General features: G+C 74.2%; 15 protein-coding genes. 5 read left to right on the top strand and 10 right to left on the bottom strand.

The window, feature by feature from the left end; all coding sequences use genetic code 11:
• Window positions 1-108: 108 nt before the first annotated feature.
• The 8 genes from OG286_RS38720 to OG286_RS38685 all read right to left on the bottom strand — a co-directional run bounded on the left by OG286_RS38720 (window position 109) and on the right by OG286_RS38685 (window position 10,654).
• The gene (locus OG286_RS38720) at window positions 109-1,287 is read right to left on the bottom strand and encodes an alpha/beta hydrolase (protein ID WP_331742024.1); all 1,179 of its coding nucleotides are present in this window, start codon (window positions 1,285-1,287) and stop codon (window positions 109-111) included.
• Entirely contained in the window at window positions 1,268-2,218 is a 951-nt protein-coding gene (locus tag OG286_RS38715) for a chlorinating enzyme (RefSeq protein WP_331742021.1), read from the bottom strand. The genes OG286_RS38720 and OG286_RS38715 overlap by 20 nt, the downstream gene beginning before the upstream one ends.
• Window positions 2,215-4,092: an amino acid adenylation domain-containing protein gene (locus tag OG286_RS38710; RefSeq protein ID WP_331742018.1), complete on the bottom strand. Its 1,878-nt coding sequence runs from the start codon at window positions 4,090-4,092 to the stop codon at window positions 2,215-2,217. The genes OG286_RS38715 and OG286_RS38710 overlap by 4 nt, the downstream gene beginning before the upstream one ends.
• Window positions 4,093-4,123: 31 nt before the next feature.
• Entirely contained in the window at window positions 4,124-5,101 is a 978-nt protein-coding gene (locus OG286_RS38705) for a DUF6039 family protein (RefSeq protein ID WP_331742015.1), read from the bottom strand.
• A gap of 88 nt (window positions 5,102-5,189) precedes the next feature.
• A complete protein-coding gene (gene fabD / locus OG286_RS38700) occupies window positions 5,190-7,568 on the bottom strand; it encodes an ACP S-malonyltransferase (RefSeq protein ID WP_331742013.1) in 2,379 nt (792 codons plus the stop codon).
• Window positions 7,569-7,745: 177 nt separating this feature from the next.
• Window positions 7,746-8,549 (bottom strand): enoyl-CoA hydratase-related protein, encoded by an 804-nt coding sequence (locus OG286_RS38695; protein ID WP_331742010.1) that lies wholly within the window; start codon window positions 8,547-8,549, stop codon window positions 7,746-7,748.
• Entirely contained in the window at window positions 8,540-9,775 is a 1,236-nt protein-coding gene (locus OG286_RS38690; RefSeq protein WP_331742007.1) for a hydroxymethylglutaryl-CoA synthase, read from the bottom strand. Before OG286_RS38690 ends, OG286_RS38695 begins: the two co-directional genes overlap by 10 nt.
• Window positions 9,776-10,654, bottom strand: a complete 879-nt coding sequence (locus OG286_RS38685) for a DUF6039 family protein (protein ID WP_331742004.1) — start codon at window positions 10,652-10,654, stop codon at window positions 9,776-9,778.
• A gap of 228 nt (window positions 10,655-10,882) precedes the next feature.
• Between OG286_RS38685 and OG286_RS38680 the strand changes: the two genes are divergently transcribed.
• The 5 genes from OG286_RS38680 (at window position 10,883) to OG286_RS38660 (ending at window position 16,108) form a co-directional block, all read left to right on the top strand.
• Complete coding sequence (locus tag OG286_RS38680) at window positions 10,883-11,641, top strand: methyltransferase domain-containing protein (protein WP_331742001.1); 759 nt, start codon at window positions 10,883-10,885, stop codon at window positions 11,639-11,641.
• A gap of 17 nt (window positions 11,642-11,658) precedes the next feature.
• Window positions 11,659-13,161, top strand: coding sequence for a class I adenylate-forming enzyme family protein (locus OG286_RS38675; RefSeq protein WP_331741998.1), 1,503 nt, complete (start codon window positions 11,659-11,661; stop codon window positions 13,159-13,161).
• A gap of 83 nt (window positions 13,162-13,244) precedes the next feature.
• On the top strand, window positions 13,245-13,412 hold the full coding sequence (locus OG286_RS38670) for a Trm112 family protein (RefSeq protein ID WP_331741995.1): 168 nt from the start codon (window positions 13,245-13,247) through the stop codon (window positions 13,410-13,412).
• Window positions 13,413-13,688: 276 nt separating this feature from the next.
• A complete protein-coding gene (locus OG286_RS38665) occupies window positions 13,689-14,366 on the top strand; it encodes a TetR/AcrR family transcriptional regulator (protein WP_331741992.1) in 678 nt (225 codons plus the stop codon).
• 230 nt (window positions 14,367-14,596) lie between these two features.
• Window positions 14,597-16,108, top strand: a complete 1,512-nt coding sequence (locus OG286_RS38660; protein WP_331741990.1) for an MFS transporter — start codon at window positions 14,597-14,599, stop codon at window positions 16,106-16,108.
• A 106-nt stretch (window positions 16,109-16,214) separates the two neighbouring features.
• On the opposite strand, the gene OG286_RS38655 is transcribed toward OG286_RS38660, so the two are convergent.
• Together OG286_RS38655 and OG286_RS38650 are read right to left on the bottom strand one after the other, a co-directional pair.
• A complete protein-coding gene (locus OG286_RS38655) occupies window positions 16,215-17,426 on the bottom strand; it encodes a glycosyltransferase (protein ID WP_331741988.1) in 1,212 nt (403 codons plus the stop codon).
• A gap of 125 nt (window positions 17,427-17,551) precedes the next feature.
• Window positions 17,552-18,691: a winged helix DNA-binding domain-containing protein gene (locus tag OG286_RS38650; RefSeq protein WP_331741985.1), complete on the bottom strand. Its 1,140-nt coding sequence runs from the start codon at window positions 18,689-18,691 to the stop codon at window positions 17,552-17,554.
• Window positions 18,692-18,803: the final 112 nt, after the last annotated feature.

The raw sequence follows: 18,803 nt of genomic DNA, 5'->3' as shown, positions 1-18,803 counted from the left end.
GGACAGACGCAGATGCAGACGCAGGCGCTGCCGCAGGGCAGAGCAGGCGCAATGCAGAGCAGGCGCAAGGCAGACACGGGGCAGGGCGGGCGCGGAACAGGCGGGGCGTCAGATCGGGTGCTCGGCGAGGAAGGCGTCCAGCGTCTCGAAGAGCGCGGGTTCGCCGCGGAACAGCGAGAGGTGGTCGCCGTGCGGCCGCACCACGCTCACCGAGCCCGGCAGCGCGGCGGCGACCAGGGCCGACGCGCCGGGGTGGGCGGTGTCGTCGTCCGCACTGGTCACCACGAGCGCGGGCGCGCTCACCCGGGCGAGGTGCGGGCGCAGGTCCGTGCCCATCACCGCGTTGTTCAACGCGCAGTAGCGGCCGAACAGTTCGACCGTCGCGTACGGGTAGAGCACCAGGTGGGCGAGGTCGGCCGGAACGCTGTCGCCGATCGAGCGGCAGAGGGTGGCGTGGATCGTCCCGGCCAGGTCCTGGTCCTCGCAGGCCATCTCCAGCAGGGCGTGCAGGTTGCGCTGGTGGTCCGTCCGGGGGCTGTCCGGGCCGAGGTGGAGGTCACCGTGCCAGAGGCTGAGCGAGGTGATCCGCGCCGGGTCCAGCGCGGCGGCGACGACGGCCGGCACGGCGCCGCCGCACAGGCCGACCACGTGTGCGCGGACGGCGCCCGCGCGGTCGAGGGCGGCCAGCAGGTCGCCGGCCTGGGCGGTGACGTCGTAGCCGGGCGGTGCCGGGCCGTCGTGGCCGGCGAAGAGGCCGCGGCTCTCCCAGGTCACCACGTAGTGGGTGCGGGCGAGTTCGCGGATCCACCGCTCGGCCAGCCGGGCGGGCATCCCGGGGGCCAGGGCCAGCACCACGGCCTGCTCGGCGGGCCGGCCCGCGGTGAGCACCCGCAGCGGCACGCCGTCGGGCGCCGTGGCGTCCAGCCGGGTGCAGAACCCCTCGAAGTCGGCCGCGACGACCTCGTCGACCGCCGCGCCGTCGACGGCATCGGCCGTGGAGTCCGCGGTGACCGCCAGGCCCGCGAGGTCCAGCCGCGCGGCGACCACCCGGGCGAAGGTGTCCGTCTCCTCCGCCTCGGCGGCCACCGCGACGGGCGGGGCGCCGAGGCGGCGGGTGACGGCCGCCAGCAGCGGGCCGAGCGACCGGGCGCGGGGCCCGGCCGGGACGGTCACCGGTGCCAGCACGTCGAGCAGCGGGCGCAGCGACAGCACGGCCTCGGCGAGCCGGGCCGCCGGAGCGGGCGCGGAACCCGCTCCGGCGCCGGCGTCAGCAGACCGGGAAGACATGGCCCCGAGTGGTACGGTCCGTCAGCCGGTTGTGCCCGTGGACGTCCTGGCCGGCCACCAGGACGGCGCCGTAGCGGTCCAGCGAGACCTGGCCGCCGTACTCCTCGATCACCTCGGTGTCCGGGTAGACCCGCACCGAGGTGGGGACGTAGCGGGAGGCGAAGCCCATCCGCATCCGCTGCTCCGGGCCGTCGTTGGGGTGCGAGGCGTGCATCAGGGTGGACCAGAACATGATCGCCTCGCCCGGCTTCATCACCATCGAGACGGCCTTGGTCTCGTCCGGGACGAAGTTCTCGTCCTTGCGAAGCTCGCGGTAGTCGTAGCCGAAGAAGCCGCGCCGCACGCCGTCCTTGTCCTGCTGGTTGATCCGGTCCGGGTCGTAGTGCATCTTCTTGGCCTCGTCGTAGTTCATCTGCTCGTGCGAGCCGGGGATGAACTGCAGGCAGCCGTTGTCGACGGTGGCCTCGGTGAAGGCGGTCCAGACCGTGATGGTGCCGCCGAACTCCTTGAACTCCGGCGGCCACAGGATCTGCGGCTTGCCGGAGGCGTTGGCGAAGGTGTCCGCCTGGTGCCAGTCGGTGCCCTCGTCGCCGGGGTACTTGGGGAAGAACTCGGTGCGCCAGCAGAGCACGTCCGGGCCCAGGGCGCCGACCACGCGGTCCACGATCTCGGCCCGGCCGATGTGGTCGGCCAGGAACGGCGAGTCCAGGTGGCGGTCGTAGTTGGAGATGTTGGTGTTGCCGGAGGAGGCGGCCTCGTCGCCGTAGACGGCCATCGAGCGGTCCATCAGCGCCAGCCGCTCGCGCCGCCACTGGGCGGCCATCTCCTCCGGCTCGTAGACCTTGAACGGCCCGAAGAAGCCGTTGGTGCGGAAGCTCTCCAGCTCCTCGGCCGACAGCGCGAACGCGCGGCCGTCTGCTGCCCGGGTCATGCCTGCTCCTTCACGGGGTTGTCGTGGTCGCCGCCGGCGTTCTGCCCGGGGTGGCGGCCGGTCTGCTGCGCCACGGCGGCGGCCAGCCGGGCGATGCTCGCCTCGCCGTCCAGCTCGGCGCCGGTCAGGCGCAGTGCGAAGCGCCGGTTCAGCTGGGCGAGGATGCGGGTGAACGCGAGCGAGGTGGCCCCGGTGTCGAACAGGTCGGCCTCGGGGGCGGGCGGGCGGGAGCCGCGCAGGACTTCGTGGACGATGGCCGTCACGGCGTCGAGGACGGTCGGTCCGCCGGGGGCGTCCTGGTCCGGGAGGGGCGCGGGCGCGGTGTCGAGGAGCCCGCGCAGCGCGTCCCGGTCGGTCTTGCCCTGCGGGGTGAGCGGGAGCTCGTCGACCACCCGGTAGAGCGCGGGCCGCAGGTGGGCGGGCAGGCCGGCGGCGGCGTGCCCGGCGAGGTCGTCGGAAAGCGCGGCCGGGTCGACGGCCGGGTCTGCGGTGCGGCGGGGCTCGGGCACCACGAACGCGGCCAGCCGGACGTCGCCGTCGACGTCGTGCGCGAGGACGACGGCCGCGCGCACCAGGGGGTGGCCGAGCAGCCGGTGCTCGATCTCGCGCGGTTCGATCCGGAAGCCCCGGACCTTGAGCTGGTCGTCGATCCGGCCGAGGTAGCGCAGCTGCCCGTCGGGGGTGCGCACGGCGAGGTCCCCCGAGTGGTAGTGCCGGGCGACGGGCCCGCCGCCGAAGGACTCCGTGGTGAAGCGCTCGGCGGTCAGCTCCGGGCGGTTCAGGTAGCCGCGGGTGACACCGGCACCGGCGATCAGGATCTCGCCGGGGGTGCCGTCGGGCACCGGGGCGCCGTCCGGGCCGGCCAGGACGACGTCCAGGTCGGGCAGGGGCACGCCGATCGGGCTGTGCTCGGGCGTGGCCAGGTCGGCCGCGGTGATCGGCCGGTAACTGGCGTGCACGCAGGTCTCGGTGATGCCGTACATGTTGACCAGCCGGGGCGACGCGTCCCCGTGCCGCTCCAGCCAGCCGGCCAGGTCGCGCACGTCCAGGCGCTCCCCGCCGAGGACGACCAGCCGCAGCGCGAGGGCGTCCGGCACCGGCGCCTCGGCGTCGGCGGCGGCGAGCTGGCGGAAGGCGGAGGGGGTCTGGTTGAGCACGGTGACCCGCTCGGCGCGTAGCAGTGCGTGCAGCTCGGCGGGCCGGCGGGTGACGTCCTTCTCGACCACGACCAGCCGGCCCCCGTGCAGCAGGGCGCCCCAGAGTTCCCAGACGGAGAAGTCGAAGCTGGCGGAGTGGAAGAGCGTCCAGACGTCGTCGGGCCCGAAGCCGAACCAGTCCCGGGTGGTGTCGAACAGGCGGACCACCTGGCGGTGTTCGACCAGGACGCCCTTGGGCAGGCCGGTCGATCCGGAGGTGTGGATCACGTAGGCGAGGTCCCGGTCGGCCACCGGGGTGCGCTCGCGCGCTCCGGTGCCGGCCGGGGGGGCCTCGGCGGTGATCGGCACGACCTGGGCGGTCAGCGCGTCCGGCAGCGCCTTGGCCGCCTGGCCGGTGGCCGCCACCACCTCGACGCCGGTGTCGGTGACGAGGTGGAGCAGTCGGGCCTCGGGGTAGTCGGGGTCGAGCGGGACGTAGGCCCCGCCCGCCTTGAGGATGCCGAGCAGGCCGACCACCAGGTCGGCGCCGCGGTGGGCAGCGAGCCCGACGAGCGCGCCGGGGCCGACTCCGCGCGCCGTCAGACGGGCCGCCAGCTCCTCGGCGCGGGCGTCGAGTTCGCCGTAGGTCAGCTGTCCGGAGGCCGCGGTGACGGCGATCCGGTCGGGCGCTTCGCGGGCCCGGTCTTGGAAGATCTCGTGCAGCGTCCGGCCGCTCATGGCCGACACCTCCTGGTCCTCGGCGGGCGGGTCAGCCCGCGGACGGGTACTGGGTGGCGTACAGGCCCCAGTGGTGCGGCGTCAGGGCGACGTCCTGCATGGTGCCCTGGACGAACATGCGGGCCCAGGTGCCGCCGGCGCCCTTCTCGGGTGCCCGCTCCCGGAAGAAGATCTCCCGGACGCTCTCGTTCTGGACGTGCAGCTGGAGCAGGCGCTGGTAGGTGCCCAGCGAGCGCAGGTGGATCAGCCAGTGGATGCGGTCCGCCGGGCCGAAGGCCTCCTCGTACAGGAGGACGGTGGCTTCGCCGGCCAGGTTGTCGTTGATCGCGGCGGCGGCCTCGCGGGCGAACTGGCGGGCCTCGGAGCGGTAGTCGTACTCGATCTGGGCGGTGCGGTGGATGAGGAGCCCGGCGTTGGCGGAGTGCAGCAGCTGGTCGTCGCCCTGGCCGGTCTGGTGACGGGCCGACGGGAGCACGACGGCGGTGCCGGTGTCCTTGAAGACGGAGCTCTGGCGTTCCAGGGTGCCGTCCACCGCGGTGCCGTACATGCCCCAGAACTGCGGCAGCAGGACCGCCTCGCGCAGGGTGCCGTCGACGAACATGCGGGCCCAGCTGCCACCGCCCTTCTCCTCGCCGATCCTGATCTTGCCGAAGAGGTTGCGGTAGCCCTCGTCCTGGCTGCCCATGCGGACCAGCGTCTCGTAGCTGTCCATCGACTTCAGGTGGATCAGCCAGTGCACGAGGTCCTTGGTGCCGAAAGTCTCCTCGTAGACGAAGACGCTCGCCACGCCCTGCTGGGTGGTGTTGATGTACTCGGCGAGTTCCCGGGCGAACTCACGGGATTCCGAGTGGAATTCGCCGCGTACCTGGGCGGTGCGTTCGACGATCATTCCGGAGTTCCCGGAGTGCAGGATGTGCTCCGGCGCCAGAACGGTCTGGCCGCCGGCCGGCGGCACGGCCGCCCGGGCGTTTCCAATGGATTCCGGTGCTCCGGTCTCCGATGTCGACATGGGGCCCTCCTGATCGAATGCGAGCGAATTCCCGAGCATTCTGGAATTCGCCTGTCAGAGACTATTCAGCGGGGTGCCGATTTCCTGCTCACAATTGCGCACGCCGGAGGTCGTCCGTCCGGTCGGCCAGCACGGCGGCGGCGCCCGTCATCAGGTGGCCGGCGATGACGTCCACATGGCGCCGGCGCCAGTCGGCCAGCTCGGTGCCGGCGACGAGCTGGTTGAACGCGCCCATCGCCGGGCCGCAGTGGATCTGGTAGTTGACCTGCTGGTCGGGGGTGCCGTGCAGGGCCAGCCGGGTCGAGTGGACGAAGTACCAGCGGAAGACCAGCGCCATCCGGTGGCGGGGGCTGCGGGCGGCTCGGGCCAGCTCCTCGGGAGCGGTGCGGGCGAGGTGCGCCTCGGTCTCCCGCCAGACCTCCTCGACCGGGCGGCCGAAGCACTGTTCCTCCAGCGAGCGCAGGGTCGCGGCGTCCAGACCGTCCAGGCCGTCGTGCTGCCGGTAGAGCTGGTAGAGCTTGTTCGCCCGGGCCGGGAACAGCGTGCCCTTGCGGACCACCTGGACCCGCGCGCCCAGTTCGAACATGTCGCCGGCCGGCGCGTAGGCGGTGTCCTGGACGTCCAGCCCGGCCAGCATGTCCTTGACCGCGTCCGCGGTGCCCGCCTCGGGGGTGCACTGGTTGACGGAGCCGGTCAGGACGAAGTCGGCGCCCATCAGGAACACCGCCGCCACCGCCTCGGGGGTGCCGAGCCCGCCGGCCGCCCCGACCCGCACCCGCCGGTGGTAGCCGTACTCGGCGCCCGCCCGGTCCCGCAGCCGGGCGACGGTGGGCAGCAGGGCCAGCGCCACCGCGCCGTCGGTGTGGCCCCCGGAGTCGGACTCCACGCAGAGGTCTCCGCTGACCGGCAGCTCCCGGGCGATCTGCGCCTCCGGCTCGGTGAGGGCGCCCTCGGCCAGCAGCCGGCCGACCAGCGCGGCGGGCGGCGGCGCCAGGAAGGCCTGGGCGACCTCCGGCCGGGAGACCTTGGCCACGACGTGGCGACCGGCCCGGGGCCGGCCGTCGGCGTCGCGGCCGGCTCCGCTGAACCGGGCCCGGACCAGCGCGGGGGTGATCCGGGTGAAGCCGGCCGCCTCCACACAGCGCACCCCGGAGCGCACGAGGAGCCCGGCCAGCGCCCACTCCCGGGCCGGGTCGGCGGGCGTGTGCAGCAGGTTGGCGCCGTACGGGCGGTCGGGGCCCAGCTCCCGGGCGATCCGGGCGAGGTCCCGCTCGATCCGGTCGAGGCCGAGGCCGCCGGTGCCGAGGAAGCCCAGCAGGCCGGCCCGGCCCATCCGCAGCACCAGGTCGGCCGAGGAGATGCCCTTGTACATCGAGCCCGCCAGGTACGCGGCCCGCACGCGGTGGTCCGCGCGGAACTCGGCGCTGCCCAGGCTCTCCGGCCGGAACTCCACCCGGGCCGGGGACGGTTGCGGGCCGGCGGGCGCCGGACGGGCGGACTGCGGGCGGCCGGACTGCGGGCGGGCGGGGGGCGCCGGTTCCGGCGGCCGCGTCGCGGTGGCCCTGCGGTCCTTCAGGGCCGTCTGCCAGAGCCCGGTCAGCACCGTGCCCGGCCCGCACTCGCGCGCCTCCCGCACGCCGAGGTCGATCAGCCGCGCCATGCTCTGCGCCCAGTGGACGGGTTCGGCGATCTGACGGGCCAGCAGCGCGGCCACGTCGCTGCCGTACGGGGCGGCGGTGACGTTGGCGATCACCGGCACGGCGGGCGGGCGCAGCGTGAAGCCGGCCAGGTGGGCGGCGAACGCGGTGGCGGCCTCGCGCATGTACCGTGAGTGGAAGGCCGTGCGGACGGCCAGCGGCACCGCCCTGGCGGCCTTGTCCTCGCGCAGCCGGGCGGCCACCGCGCTCAGCTCGGCGGCCGGGCCGGAGAGGACCAGCTGGGTGCGCGCGTTGTGGTTGGCGATGTCCACCGCGGTGGCACCGTACCGGGCCAGGGCCTCGGCCAGCTGCTCGGCGGGCAGGCCGACGACGGCGAGCATCCCCGCGTCCTCCCGCCCGCCCGCGGAACCGTCCGCGACACCCGCCGCACCACCGCCCGTGGCACCCTCCGCGGCGCCGGCCATCAGCTCGCCACGCCGTTTGACCAGGCGCAGCCCGGTCTCGAAGTCGAAGCAGCCGGCCGCGAACAGCGCCGCGTACTCGCCCAGGCTGTGGCCGGCCAGGACGTCGGGCCCGGGCTCGCCGTCGGCGCGGGCGGCCAGCACGGTGAGCGCCTCCACCGTGAAGAGCGCCGGCTGGGCGTAGCGGGTGTCGGTCAGCCGCTGGTCCGGGTCGTCCAGGAGGAGCGGTGCGAGCGGGAAGCCCAGGACGGTGTCGGCCGTCGCCAGCAGCTGCGGGAAGCGCTCGATGAGCCCGGCGCCCATGCCCCGCCGGTGCGATCCCTGTCCCGGGAAGATCCAGGCGCGCACGGGTGTCCTCTCGTCGTCGTCGGAGTCGATCGGGGTCGTCGGGGTCGATCGGGGTCACATCAGCCGCGGGGGTCGCCGGAGCCGTATGAGCACCCGGCCGGTGCGGCCCCGGACGGGCACCGTTTCGGACGGGCAGAGGCTCGGACCGACGCCGTGCCGGGCCCGCCGGGGCCGGGTTCAGCGCGGCGGCGGCGCGGCGGGGCCCGTCCCGGCGGTGTAGCCGGCGATCCGCTCGCGGACCTGGCCGGTGGTCATCAGCCGGACGAACTCGTCGACCGCCGTCCGCTGGGTGCCGTCGTCGAGGATCCACAGCCGGCGCATGTAGCTCTTGAGGTCGGCCACCGTGCCCGGGGGCAGTTTGGAGGCACGGAAGAGCAGCCGGCGCAGCGCGGGCGCCGGGTCGTCGGCGAGCTCGTCCACGAGCCCGTGGGCCGCGGCCTCCGCCGCGGTGACCGGCAGGGTGCCGAGCGACATGGCGTACGCCCGCTGGAAGCCGACCCGGCGGATCAGGAACGGCAGGACCGAGCAGGGCAGCAGCCCCCACAGCGCCTCGGGGAGGCTGAAGCGGCTGCGGCCGGTGGCGTGCACGAAGTCGCTGGCCGCGGCCAGGCCGACGCCGCCGCCGACCGCCTGGCCGTCCACCTGTGCCACCACGATCCGCCCGATCGTGGTGAGGCGTTCCAGCAGCGCGAAGTAGTCGTCCCCGCCCTGCCGGGTGTCCGCGGCGTCCGGGCGGGCGGCCTCCGCGACGCCGGAGAGGTCCATGCCGCTGCAGAAGGTGTCGCCCTCGGCCCGCAGGACGACCACCCGGCAGTCCTCGGCCTCTTCGGCGAGGTCCAGGGCGGCCCCGAGTTCGGTGATCAGCTCGCGGGTGATGCTGTTGCGCTCGGCGGGCCTGGTGAGCGTGACCGTGAGCCGGCCGCGGTCCCGTTCCAGGCGCAGCGTGCGCGGGCCGCCCGTGGCGGGCGTGGTCAGCTCCACCGGTACCTCCGGTGGAATCCGCTGATCTCGTCGAGGACCAGGATCCCCCGGCCGGCGAAGGCCTGCTCGTAGACCGGCCCGTAGTCGGCCGGGTCGAAGACCTGGTCGCGGACGCCGGCCATGCGCAGCGCGCCGCCGTCGGCGATCGTCTCGTACTCGGGCATCGAGAGCGGGTAGCGGTCCTCGATGGCGGCGTCGATGTCCAGGGCGGCGAGCTGTGCTCCGGCCCCCTCGGGCACCACGCCGCTGTAGAACTCCGAGGCGCAGCCCGATCCGTAGGAGAACAGTCCGACCCGGCGGGCCCCGGCGAGGGGTCCGTCGTGGTCGATCATCGAGCACAGCGCGAGGTAGAGCGCGGCGGAGTAGACGTTGCCGACCCGGGTGCAGTAGTCGAGCGAGGGGGCGGTGCGCTGCTCGAAGTCGGCCTCGGTCTTGGCGGCGCTGTACCCCTTGAGGGTGCGCAGCAGGGTGCGGTGGGCGCCGCGGACCATGCCGGCGAAGGGCGTGTGCAGGACGAGGCGGTCGAAGGTGGTGACGATGTCCGCCCCGGTCACGCGCTCGGCGTAGTGACGGTAGCTCTGTTCCAGGCAGGTCAGGTAGGAGAGCAGGGAGAGGTCGGAGTTGCCGGCCTCCAGGTCGGGGCGGGGGCGCAGGGTGTCCATCACCTCGTAGCTGTGGAAGCCGCTGGCTCCCGGGTCGAGGGCCAGGATCCGCGGCCGGCCGCCGACGATCATCGCCACGGCGCCGGCCCCCTGGGAGGGCTCCCAGTAGGTGTCGCGGGCGGCGGCGGAGGCCGCGTCGGCGGCGATCACCAGGGCCTTGGCGTCGGGGTCGGCGCCGACGGCGAGGATCGAGGCGGCGCTGCGCAGTGCCGCGGTGCCGCCGTAGCAGGCGTGTTTGGTCTCGAAGGAGCGGCATCGGCGGCCCAGGCCGAGGGCGTCGTGGACGTAGGTGCTCAGCGGTTTGCCGTAGTCCAGGCCGGATTCGGTGCCGACGACGACCAGTTCGATCCGGTCCCGTTCGGCCGGGGTGAGGGCGTCGACGAGCGGCTTCGCGGCGTTGACGGCGTTGCTGACGGCGTCCTCGCACGGCAGGTTGACCGACTTCTGGCGCATCATCAGGTTGCCGAAGCGGCGCACGTCCAGCCCGCGGGCCTCGAACAGGGTCCGCACGTCGAGCGAGGCCCGGCCGACGTAGGCGTTGACCGCCTCGATGCCGACCTCCATCTAGCCGGCCGCCGGCGCGTGGTGCGGGACCAGGACGGTCTCCTGGAGGGTGCCGTCCAGGAACATCCGGCCCCAGGTGCCGCCGCCGCGGCCGGCCGGGATCCGCGGGCCGGTCAGGATCTCGCGGAACTCGGGGTCGGTCTGCTCCAGTTCGACGATCAGGCGGTAGTCGTCGAGGCTGCGCAGGTGGATCATCCAGTGGATGCGGTCCTGGGTGCCCCACTGCTCCTCGTAGAGGAAGACGGTGGCGTGGCCGGCGAGCTTCTCGTTGATCCGGTCGAGCCAGGCGAAGGCGAAGTTGCGGCCGTCCTTGCGGAACTCGAACTTGACCTGTCCGGCGCGGTGGACGATGACGCCGGCGTTGGCGCTGTTCAGCTGCTGCTCGACGGGCTGCCGGCTCTGGTAGCGGGCCGGCACGGCGAAGAGGCCGCCGAGGTCCTCGTCGTGGCCGGCGTGGGTGAGGCCGTGCTGGGGCACGATCACCTTCTCCTGGAAGGAGCCCTGGACGAACATCCGCTCCCAGTTGCCGCCGCCCTGCTCGGTGAGGCGGTCGTTGGTGGCGACCTCCTGGAACTCCGTGTTGTGGTCGACCATTTCCAGCAGCTGGCCGTAGTCGTTGGGGGCCCGCATGTGGATCAGCCAGTGCAGCCGGTCCTGGGTGCCGAAGAGTTCCTCGTAGACGAACGTGGTGGCGTTCGGGTGCAGGGCCTTGTTGGTGAAGAACTGCAGATCCCGGGCGAACGAACGGCCCTCGGTCCGGAATTCGTAGGTGAGCTGTCCGACCCGGTGGATGATCAGCCCGGAATTCCCGGTGTGCAGGAGCTGCTCGGGCGGCTCGGCGACCTGTTCGGCGGCCGGCGCACTATCGGTCCACGCCATGGGGGATTCCTTTCTGCCCGGTTCCGCGGATGGGGCCGGTGGCCGGTCCGCACACCCGGCTCCGCGGTGCGGCCACGCTAACCGGGCCCGGAAAGGGGGCTCTGCTCAATGTTGGGCAACCTCTCGCGGCGGCAGATCGACTAGACTCCCGCACAAGCGGACCGCGTGGTCCTCTTGGCTCGACGCGGGCTGTGGCTGCTCACGGCCCCCTGATTGGAGTGCGCCTTCATGACCTCTGTCACCAGCGAGTCCCTGCGGTTCGACAAGGACGCGGACGAGTACGACGCGTACCACGGCGGCCTGGAGCGCGGGCGCAAGGCCGCCGCGGACCTCTCCCCCCACCTGCTCCCGGGCCCGGTGCTCGACATCGGCGTCGGCACCGGCCTGGTCGACGTCGGCCTGACGGAGCTCGGCCACAGCGTGCTCGGCGTGGACGTCGCGCCGCAGATGGCCGCCCGCGCACACAGCCGCCTGAACGGGCGGGTCGTGGTCGGCAGCGGCGCGCACCTGCCGTTCGCCTCCGGCTCACTGCCCAACGTGATCATGGTGCACGTGCTGCACGTGGTGGACGACATGCAGCGCGTGCTCGCCGAGACCTCCCGGGTGCTCGCCCCCGGCGGCCGCCTGGTCACCGTGCACGGCGTCCCCGTCGCCGAGCCCGACGACCTGGTCGCGGCCGAGGCTCCGCTGAACGTCCTCAAGCCACAGGTGCCCGACACCCCGGAGCGGCTCGCGGACGCCGCCGCCAAGGTGGGGCTGCGGGTGCTCCAGGAGGCGTCGGTCAACCCGTACGAGATCGACCTGACGCCCAACCAGTACGCGGACAGCATCGCCGGCCGGGTCTGGTCCTACCTCAAGGACGTCGACGGGCAGGACTGGCAGCGCCTGGTCGTCCCGGTCGTGGCGGCCCTGCGGGCACTGCCCGACCCGGACCGCGAACGCCACCAGGTCTGGCGGGTGCCGCTGACCGTCCTCGAGAAGAACTGACCGGCCGGGGGGCTGACATGGGATCCACCACCACCGACGGACAGCCCGCCGGCACGCCCGGCCTCACCCTCACCGACGTGCTGCGCGAACGGGCGGCGACCGACCCCGACGGCGTCGCGATCGTCATCGACGGCCGCGCCCCGCTCACCTTCGGCGACTGGAACCGCCGGGCCGACGCCGCCGCCCACGGGCTGCTGCGCCTGGAGGAGTCCCGCCGCCGCCGGATCGCCCTGTACTTCGGGGGGCTCGACTGGATCGACTACTCCATCGCCTACCACGCCGCCCAGCGGGCCGGCGCGACCGCGCTGCACCTCAACGACACGATGCCGGCCGACGAGGTCGCGCACCGGCTGGCCGAGTGCGGCGTCAACGGCATCGTGCACGGGAGCGCGCTGGCCCCGCCGGCCGGCTTCACCGGCTGGACGGCCGACCTGAAGGAGCTCGACACCGGCCGCGACGACCCGCCGGCCCAGCAGCCGCGCATCGACGGCATCGCCGACATCCTCTACACCTCGGGCACCACCGGGCGGGCCAAGGCCATCACGGTGCCGCACGGCAACATGATGTTCGGGCGGGCCAAGCCGACCATCGACGCCCTCGGCCACGCGGACCACCTGCTCGCCGCGATGCCGCTGGGCACCTCCTCCAGCCAGGGCACGGCCTCGCTGTCGCTGCTCTCGCGCAGCGTCCTGCTGGTCGCCCCGCCCGACGACCCGGAGCGGATCGCCGAATCGGTCGCCCGGCACCGGGCCGGCTCGATGATGATCACACCGGCCACCGCCCTGGCCCTGGTCCGCGCCCGCGTCCACGAGCGGCACGACCTGTCCAGCATCCACACCGTCACCACCGCCTCCTCCGCGTTCCCACCGGCCGTCGCCCGTGAGCTGCTGGCCATGCTGCCCGGGGCGACCCTCGCCATGGCCTACACCTCGCTGGAGGCCGCACCCGCCGTCACCCTGAACCTGTTCGACCCGGCGAGGCCGCTGTCGATGGGCCGCCCCGCCCACGGGACCGAACTGAGGATCACCGACGAGCAGCAGCAGCCGCTGCCGGCCGGCGAGGTCGGCGAGATCTGGATGCGCACCGCCGCACCCAGGCGCCGCTACCTCGACACCGACCTCGACCAGCGGTTCAACATCGGCGACTGGACCAGGATGACCGACCTCGGCCGCGTCGACGAGGACGGCGAACTGACCTTCTTCGACCGCTCGGTCGACGCGGTGCGCAGCGGCGGGACGCTGATATCCAGCATCGCCGTCGAGGCCGAACTGTACGAGCACCCCGACGTCCGGGAGGTGGCCGTGATAGGCCTCCCCGACCCGGAACTCGGCCAGGCCCTCACCGCCGTCCTGGTGCTGACCGGCCGGGGCCGGCTCGACGACGTCCGCGCGTTCGCCGAGACCCGGCTGGGCAAGGCCGAGCACCCGGCCCGCTACGTCGTCACCGACAAGCTGCCCCGCAGCTTCCTCGGCAAGGTCCTCAAGCGCGAACTGCGCGCCCGCTACGGCCAGCCGGCCTGACCGGCCCGGCCGCCCGCTCCCCGACCACCCCACCCCGCCCCGTACCGTCCCGCACCGCCCCGTACCGCCAGGAGGAGATCCCGATGCCCCTCGACCCCGCGCTGCTCGCCGTCCTCGGCTGCCCCGACCACCCGGACGCCGGTCTGCGGGCCGACGACGACCACGGCTCGCTGACCTGCCTGGAGTGCACCCACGCCTTCCCGGTGGTCGGCGGCGTCCCCGTCCTGCTGCCGCCCCAGCCCCGGCAGTAGCGGCGGCCGCCGTGCCCGGCGAGGCCCGTGCCCCGTGGCGGGCCCGCGCCAGAGCCGGTGACCTCGCCGGCCTCCCGGCCGCACCGGCCGGCCCCGGGCGCTCCGCGTGAGGTCGTCGGGCCCCGTCCCGGTCGGGCACCATAAGGCCGGGCGCCCGCTGTACTCCGTCGGGGCGCCTGCCGGCACCGGCCCGGCCGACGCGGGCGGGGGCGGTGCCCCCGCCCCCGCGCCGGGACGGCCCCGCCGCGACACCACCGCCCTGGAGGTACCCGCACCATGTCCAGAACCCCCGCGTCCGGCGCACCGGCGGCGCGCTCGCGTGCCGACGCCGTCCGCAACCAGCGGCTGCTCACCGACGCCGCGGCCCGCTCCTTCGCCGCCGGGGGCCTCGGCGTCCCCGTCTCCCAGATCGTCCGGGAGGCGGGCCTGGGCAAGGGCACGGTGTTCCGCTGCTTCCCGACCAAGGACCACCTGGTCGCCGCGATCGCCGCCGAGCGCCTCGACGAACTCACCGAGCTGGCCGAGGCCCTGGCCACCGGGGCGGACCCGGCAGCGGCCCTGTACTCCTTCATGCAGGCCGCCGCCCGGCTGTTCGCCGCGGACCGGGGCTTCTTCGAGTCCCTCTCACTGCCGCCGCACGCCCACCCCGAGGTCCTGGCGGCCGAGGGGAAGCTGACCGACGCGGTGGACGTCCTGCTGGGCCGGGCCCAGGAGGACGGCGCGGTCCGGGCGGACATCAGCACCGTGGACGTCCTGCTGCTGCTCGGCGGCATCCGGCAGGCCGCCGCACCGCTGCTGGCCACCCTGCCCGACCTCTGGCAGCGCTACCTCGACGTCGTCTTCGCCGGCCTGCGGACCCCCGCACCCGGCGCACCCGAACCGGCCGACGCCGGCACCGGCGCCCCGTCAAGGGCCCACTACCGCCGGGCCGTCGAGGCGCTCGGCGCACCCTAGAACCCGCCCCCCGACCCCTCCCCCGACCCGGGCCACCGCGTGACCCGTACCGTCCGCACCACCCGCACCGCCGCTCGCCCCGCACCGCCCGCACCGCCGCTCGCCCCCGCCGGGGAGCGCCCGGTGCGGCAGTGTCAGCACGAAACGGACCACGCGGTCCGCTTCAGGTGCTACGATCCGGCGAGCCGGCACCGCCGGGTCCACCGACCTGCTGTCCGTCAGGAGCGCTTGTGACCACCTCACCCGCGAAGGACACTCCCCCGAGCCCGGCCGCGGCATCGCTCGGACCGGGACGGCCCGCACTGATCATCGTGTTCCTGTGCCTGGCCGACCTGATGGTCGTCCTGGACGCCACGATCGTGAACGTCGCCCTGCCGTCCATCAAATCCGGCCTCGACATGAGCCAGGGCGACCTCCAATGGGTCGTCAACATCTACGCCCTGATGTTCGGCGGCTTCCTCATCCTCAACGGCCGGCTCGGCGACCTCTTCGGCCGCAAGCGGCTGCTGCTGGCCGGCGTCGTCCTGTTCACCGTCTCCTCCGCGGTGAACGGTCTGGCCACCGACGCCACCCTGCTGATCGCCGGCCGCGGCGTCCAGGGCCTGGCCGGGGCGATGATCGCGCCCGCCGGACTCTCCATCATCAACACCTCCTTCAAGGACGCCTCGCTGCGCACCAAGGCGCTCGGCGCCTGGGGCACCATCGCGGCCGCGGGCGGCGCGCTCGGCCTGCTGCTCGGCGGTCTGCTCACCGCCTCGCTGTCCTGGCACTGGATCTTCTTCATCAACATCCCGATCGGCGCCGTCGTCCTGATCGGCTCCCGGCTGATCCCCGACTCCCGGCTGAACGAGGACGGCGACCGCTCGGTCGACGTGGTCGGGGCGGTGACCGTCACCGGCGGCCTGCTGCTGCTCGTGCTGGTCCTGAGCAACAGCGAGTCGTGGGGGTGGACCTCCACCCGCACCCTGCTGACGGCCGCCGGCTCGGCGGTCCTGCTCGCGATCTTCACGGTGGTCTCGCTGCGCGGCCGGTCGCCGATCGTGCGGTTCGGGATCTTCCGCATCCGCTCGCTGGCCGTCGCCGACCTCGTGCTGCTGATGCTCACCTCGGGCGTCTTCTCGATGTTCTTCTTCTCCTCGCTCTACCTCCAGGGCATCCTCGACTACAGCCCGCTGCGGGCCGGACTGGCCTTCCTGCCGGCCGCCACCGGTGTGATGCTGGGCGCCGGCCTGGCCCAGCCCACCGTCTCCCGGCTGGGGCCCGTCCCGGTCGGCACCGCCGGCCTGACCGTCAGCGCGGGCGGCATGCTGCTGCTGGCCCGCCTGCCCGAGTCCTCCAGCTCCTACGCCGGCGACCTCCTGCCCGGTCTGCTGATGCTCTCCGTCGGCCTGGGCATCGCGTTCGTCCCGGTCACCCTGCTGGCCACCTCCGGCGTCCCCGAGGCGGACGCCGGACTGGCCTCCGGGCTCTACCAGACCACGCAGGAGATCGGCGGCGCGATCGGCCTGGCCGTGCTGTCGGCCATCGCGGTGCGCCGCACCGCCGGCGAACTCGACGGCGTCGACTCGCCGGACACCGCGACCCAACTCGCCGCCCAGGTCTCCGGGTTCAGGGCCGCGTTCGCCGTCGGCGCGCTGCTGCTGCTCACCGGCGCCATCCTGTTCGCCGCCCTGCTGCGCAAGCGGCACGTCGAGGCGGTCCTCAAGGACATGGCCCCGCCGGAGGCGGCCGAGCAGGCCTGACGCACACGCGACCACCGGGGGCCTGTGAGCGCCGCCGCGCCTCACAGGCCCCCGGTGGTCGCGTGCCGCCGTGGTGACGGCCCGGGCCGTCACCACGGCGGCGTCGTCAGTCCCGCGGCAGGGCCCCGTCCGCCACCAGCCGCTCCAGCAGCCCGACCGCCTCGGCCGGCCCCGGCAGGCCGCGCAGCTCGGCGCGCAGCCGGGCGGTGTTCTCCCGGTAGCGCGCGTCCGCCAGCACGTCCGCCGCCGCCACGCGCACCGCCTCGGGGGTCAGCGCGGCCGGGTCGACGCAACGGCCGATCTCCAGCTCCTCGACCCGGCGGGCGTTGTCCGGGTGATCCCCCAGGAACGGCACCACCACCTGCGGGATGCCGGCGTCCAGCGCGCCCACCACCGTGTTGAAGCCGCCGTGGGTGACCGCCAGCGCGCAGTACGGCAACAGCAGGCTCTGCGGGATGTAGCGCTCCACCCGGGTGTTGGGCGGCAGCGGGCCGAGCTCGGCCGGATCGCTGTCCCGGTCGGTGGTGGCGATGACGTTCACCGGCTCGTCGGCGAACGCCGCCAGCACCTGGCCGAAGAGGCCGGGAAAGGCCCCCGGCACCCAGCGGTTCGCGATCGTCCCGAAGGTCACGTACACCGTCGGCCGGTCCGGCAACCCGGCGACCCACGCGGGCAGTTCCTCGCCCTCGGCGCGGTCGAACGGCATCGGCCGCAGCGCCCTGAGGGTCTGCGGGCGGGTCCGGCCCGGGTACAGGTACCCGGGCGGCGCACAGCTCAGCGTCAGGTGGCGGTGGAGCATCAGCTCCTGCGGGTCGGGCGCCAGCCCCGCCTCGGCCCGGACCTTCGCCAGCTCCTCGGCGATGAGGTCCTTCAGCGGGCCCATGTCGTAGAGCGGGGTGGTGTCCAGCGCCGCGTGCGGTACGCCGAGCACCTCGGCCGCCACCGCACCGCCCACCTCGTAGCTGTCGCGCACGATCACGTCCGGGCGCCAGCTCTTCGCGAGCTCCAGCAGGTCCGGGGCCATCCGGCGGGCCCGGACCCCGTACAGGATCCGGGCGATCGCCACCCGGTCCATCTCCACGCCGTGCGGCGGCAGGCCCCGGGCACTCTCCTTGATCCGCAGGAACTCGGCGTCGCCGTCGCCGTCCCGGCTCAGGCCCGCCGCGAAGCCCCGCAGCCCCATCGCCGTCACCTCCGGCAGCATCGAGCGGCCGGTGGCGAAGGCGACGTCATGGCCGGCCGCGCGGGCGGCGGCGGCCAGCGGGACCAGCGGGTGGAAGTGCCCGGGGGCCGGTGTCGTCGTGAACAGCACACGCATCGAGGGCTCCTCAGCAGTCGGTTGGCTGCTGTCTACCGCCCACCCGGGCGCGCCCGCTGCTCAGTTGTGGCCAGTCGGCCGCCCCGCCCGGTGCCCCACTCGCCGCCGGGGCGTGGGCCGGCGGCTCAGTCGCCCAGCAGCACGTGGGCCGGGCCGTCCGGCACGGCCACCGGCAGCAGCCGTTCGGCCTCCGCGACCAGCTCGGCCGTCACCGCGCGGCCGAGCTTCTGCAGGGGCGTGAGGGTCAGCACCGCCTCGCGCCGCTTGCGGTCCAGCGACCACACCCCGGCGACCGTTCCGTCCACCAGGAAGGTCGGCTTCAACTGCAGGTTGGCCTTGGCGTAGACGGCGTCCTTGTACTCCGGCGGCAGGATCCGGGCCCGCCGCTTGGGCGCGAACGCCAGCAGCGCGCTGTCGAACCAGGGCAGCAGCCGCACCGGAACCGGCTCCTCGGCCGGCGGGCGGGGCGCGTCCGGCAGGTCGTACAGCAGCCGTCCGTCCTCGCCCCGGAACACCTCCAGCCGCTCCCCCAACGACGCCAGCAGCGCCTTCACCGGGGTGATCTTCGCGCCGATCCACTGCGCGACGTCGTCGGCCCCGGCCGGGCCGAACGCCCGCAGATGACGCAGGACCACCTCCTCCAGCGCCTCCTGCGCCTCCGGTACGCCCTCCGCCGGCCGCGGCGCGGCGAGCACCCCCTCCGGGATGCCCTCCCCCCACACCCCGTCGGCGGGCGAGCGGACCAGCGCCACCGTCGACCGGAACGGCCGCCACTTGTACGTGCGTTGCAGCTCCAGCTCGGCCGGGTCGAAGGCCTCGGGGTTGGCGGCGACCCACTTCTCGACCCAGTCCGCGACCTCCTGCGGCGACCGCGCCGCCGACCCGGCGTACTCGGCCAGCCGCTCCCGCAGCCGGTCCGTCAGCGCGGCCGACTTCCCGCGCGTCCGGCGCCAGGTGTCGTCCCCGACCGCGACCACCACGGCCGCGTACGCGGCGTGCTGTTCCGGGGTCACCAGGTGCAGCGTGCGGCGCAGCAGCGTGCCGACCACGAGCTCGCGCCGCTCCAGCGCGGTGCGCACGCTGTCCGCGTCCACGCCCCGCACCCGGCTGAAGAGGGCGACCGGCAGCGCCGGCCCGTACTGCGCCTGGACGGCGCCGATGGCCTCGACCGCCTGCGGCAGCGGCAGGTCGAGCCGCTCGCGCAGCCCCTGCCGGGCCAGCAACGCACGGTTCAACGCACGGTCCGTCAACGTCTGCCCGCTCACGCCCCACCCCTTTGTCCTGCCGAAGTCCGCCTGGCCCGCCGAGGTCTGCCGAGGAATCGCAAGGTCCGGCAAGGTCTGCCAAGCGCTGCCGCCAGGCAGCCTAGTCGAGTGG

Source organism: Kitasatospora sp. NBC_00039, from assembly GCF_045160625.1.
GTDB lineage: Bacteria > Actinomycetota > Actinomycetes > Streptomycetales > Streptomycetaceae > Kitasatospora.
Note: the sequence above shows the minus strand (reverse complement) of the source record. Positions and strands in the feature narration are given on the sequence as shown.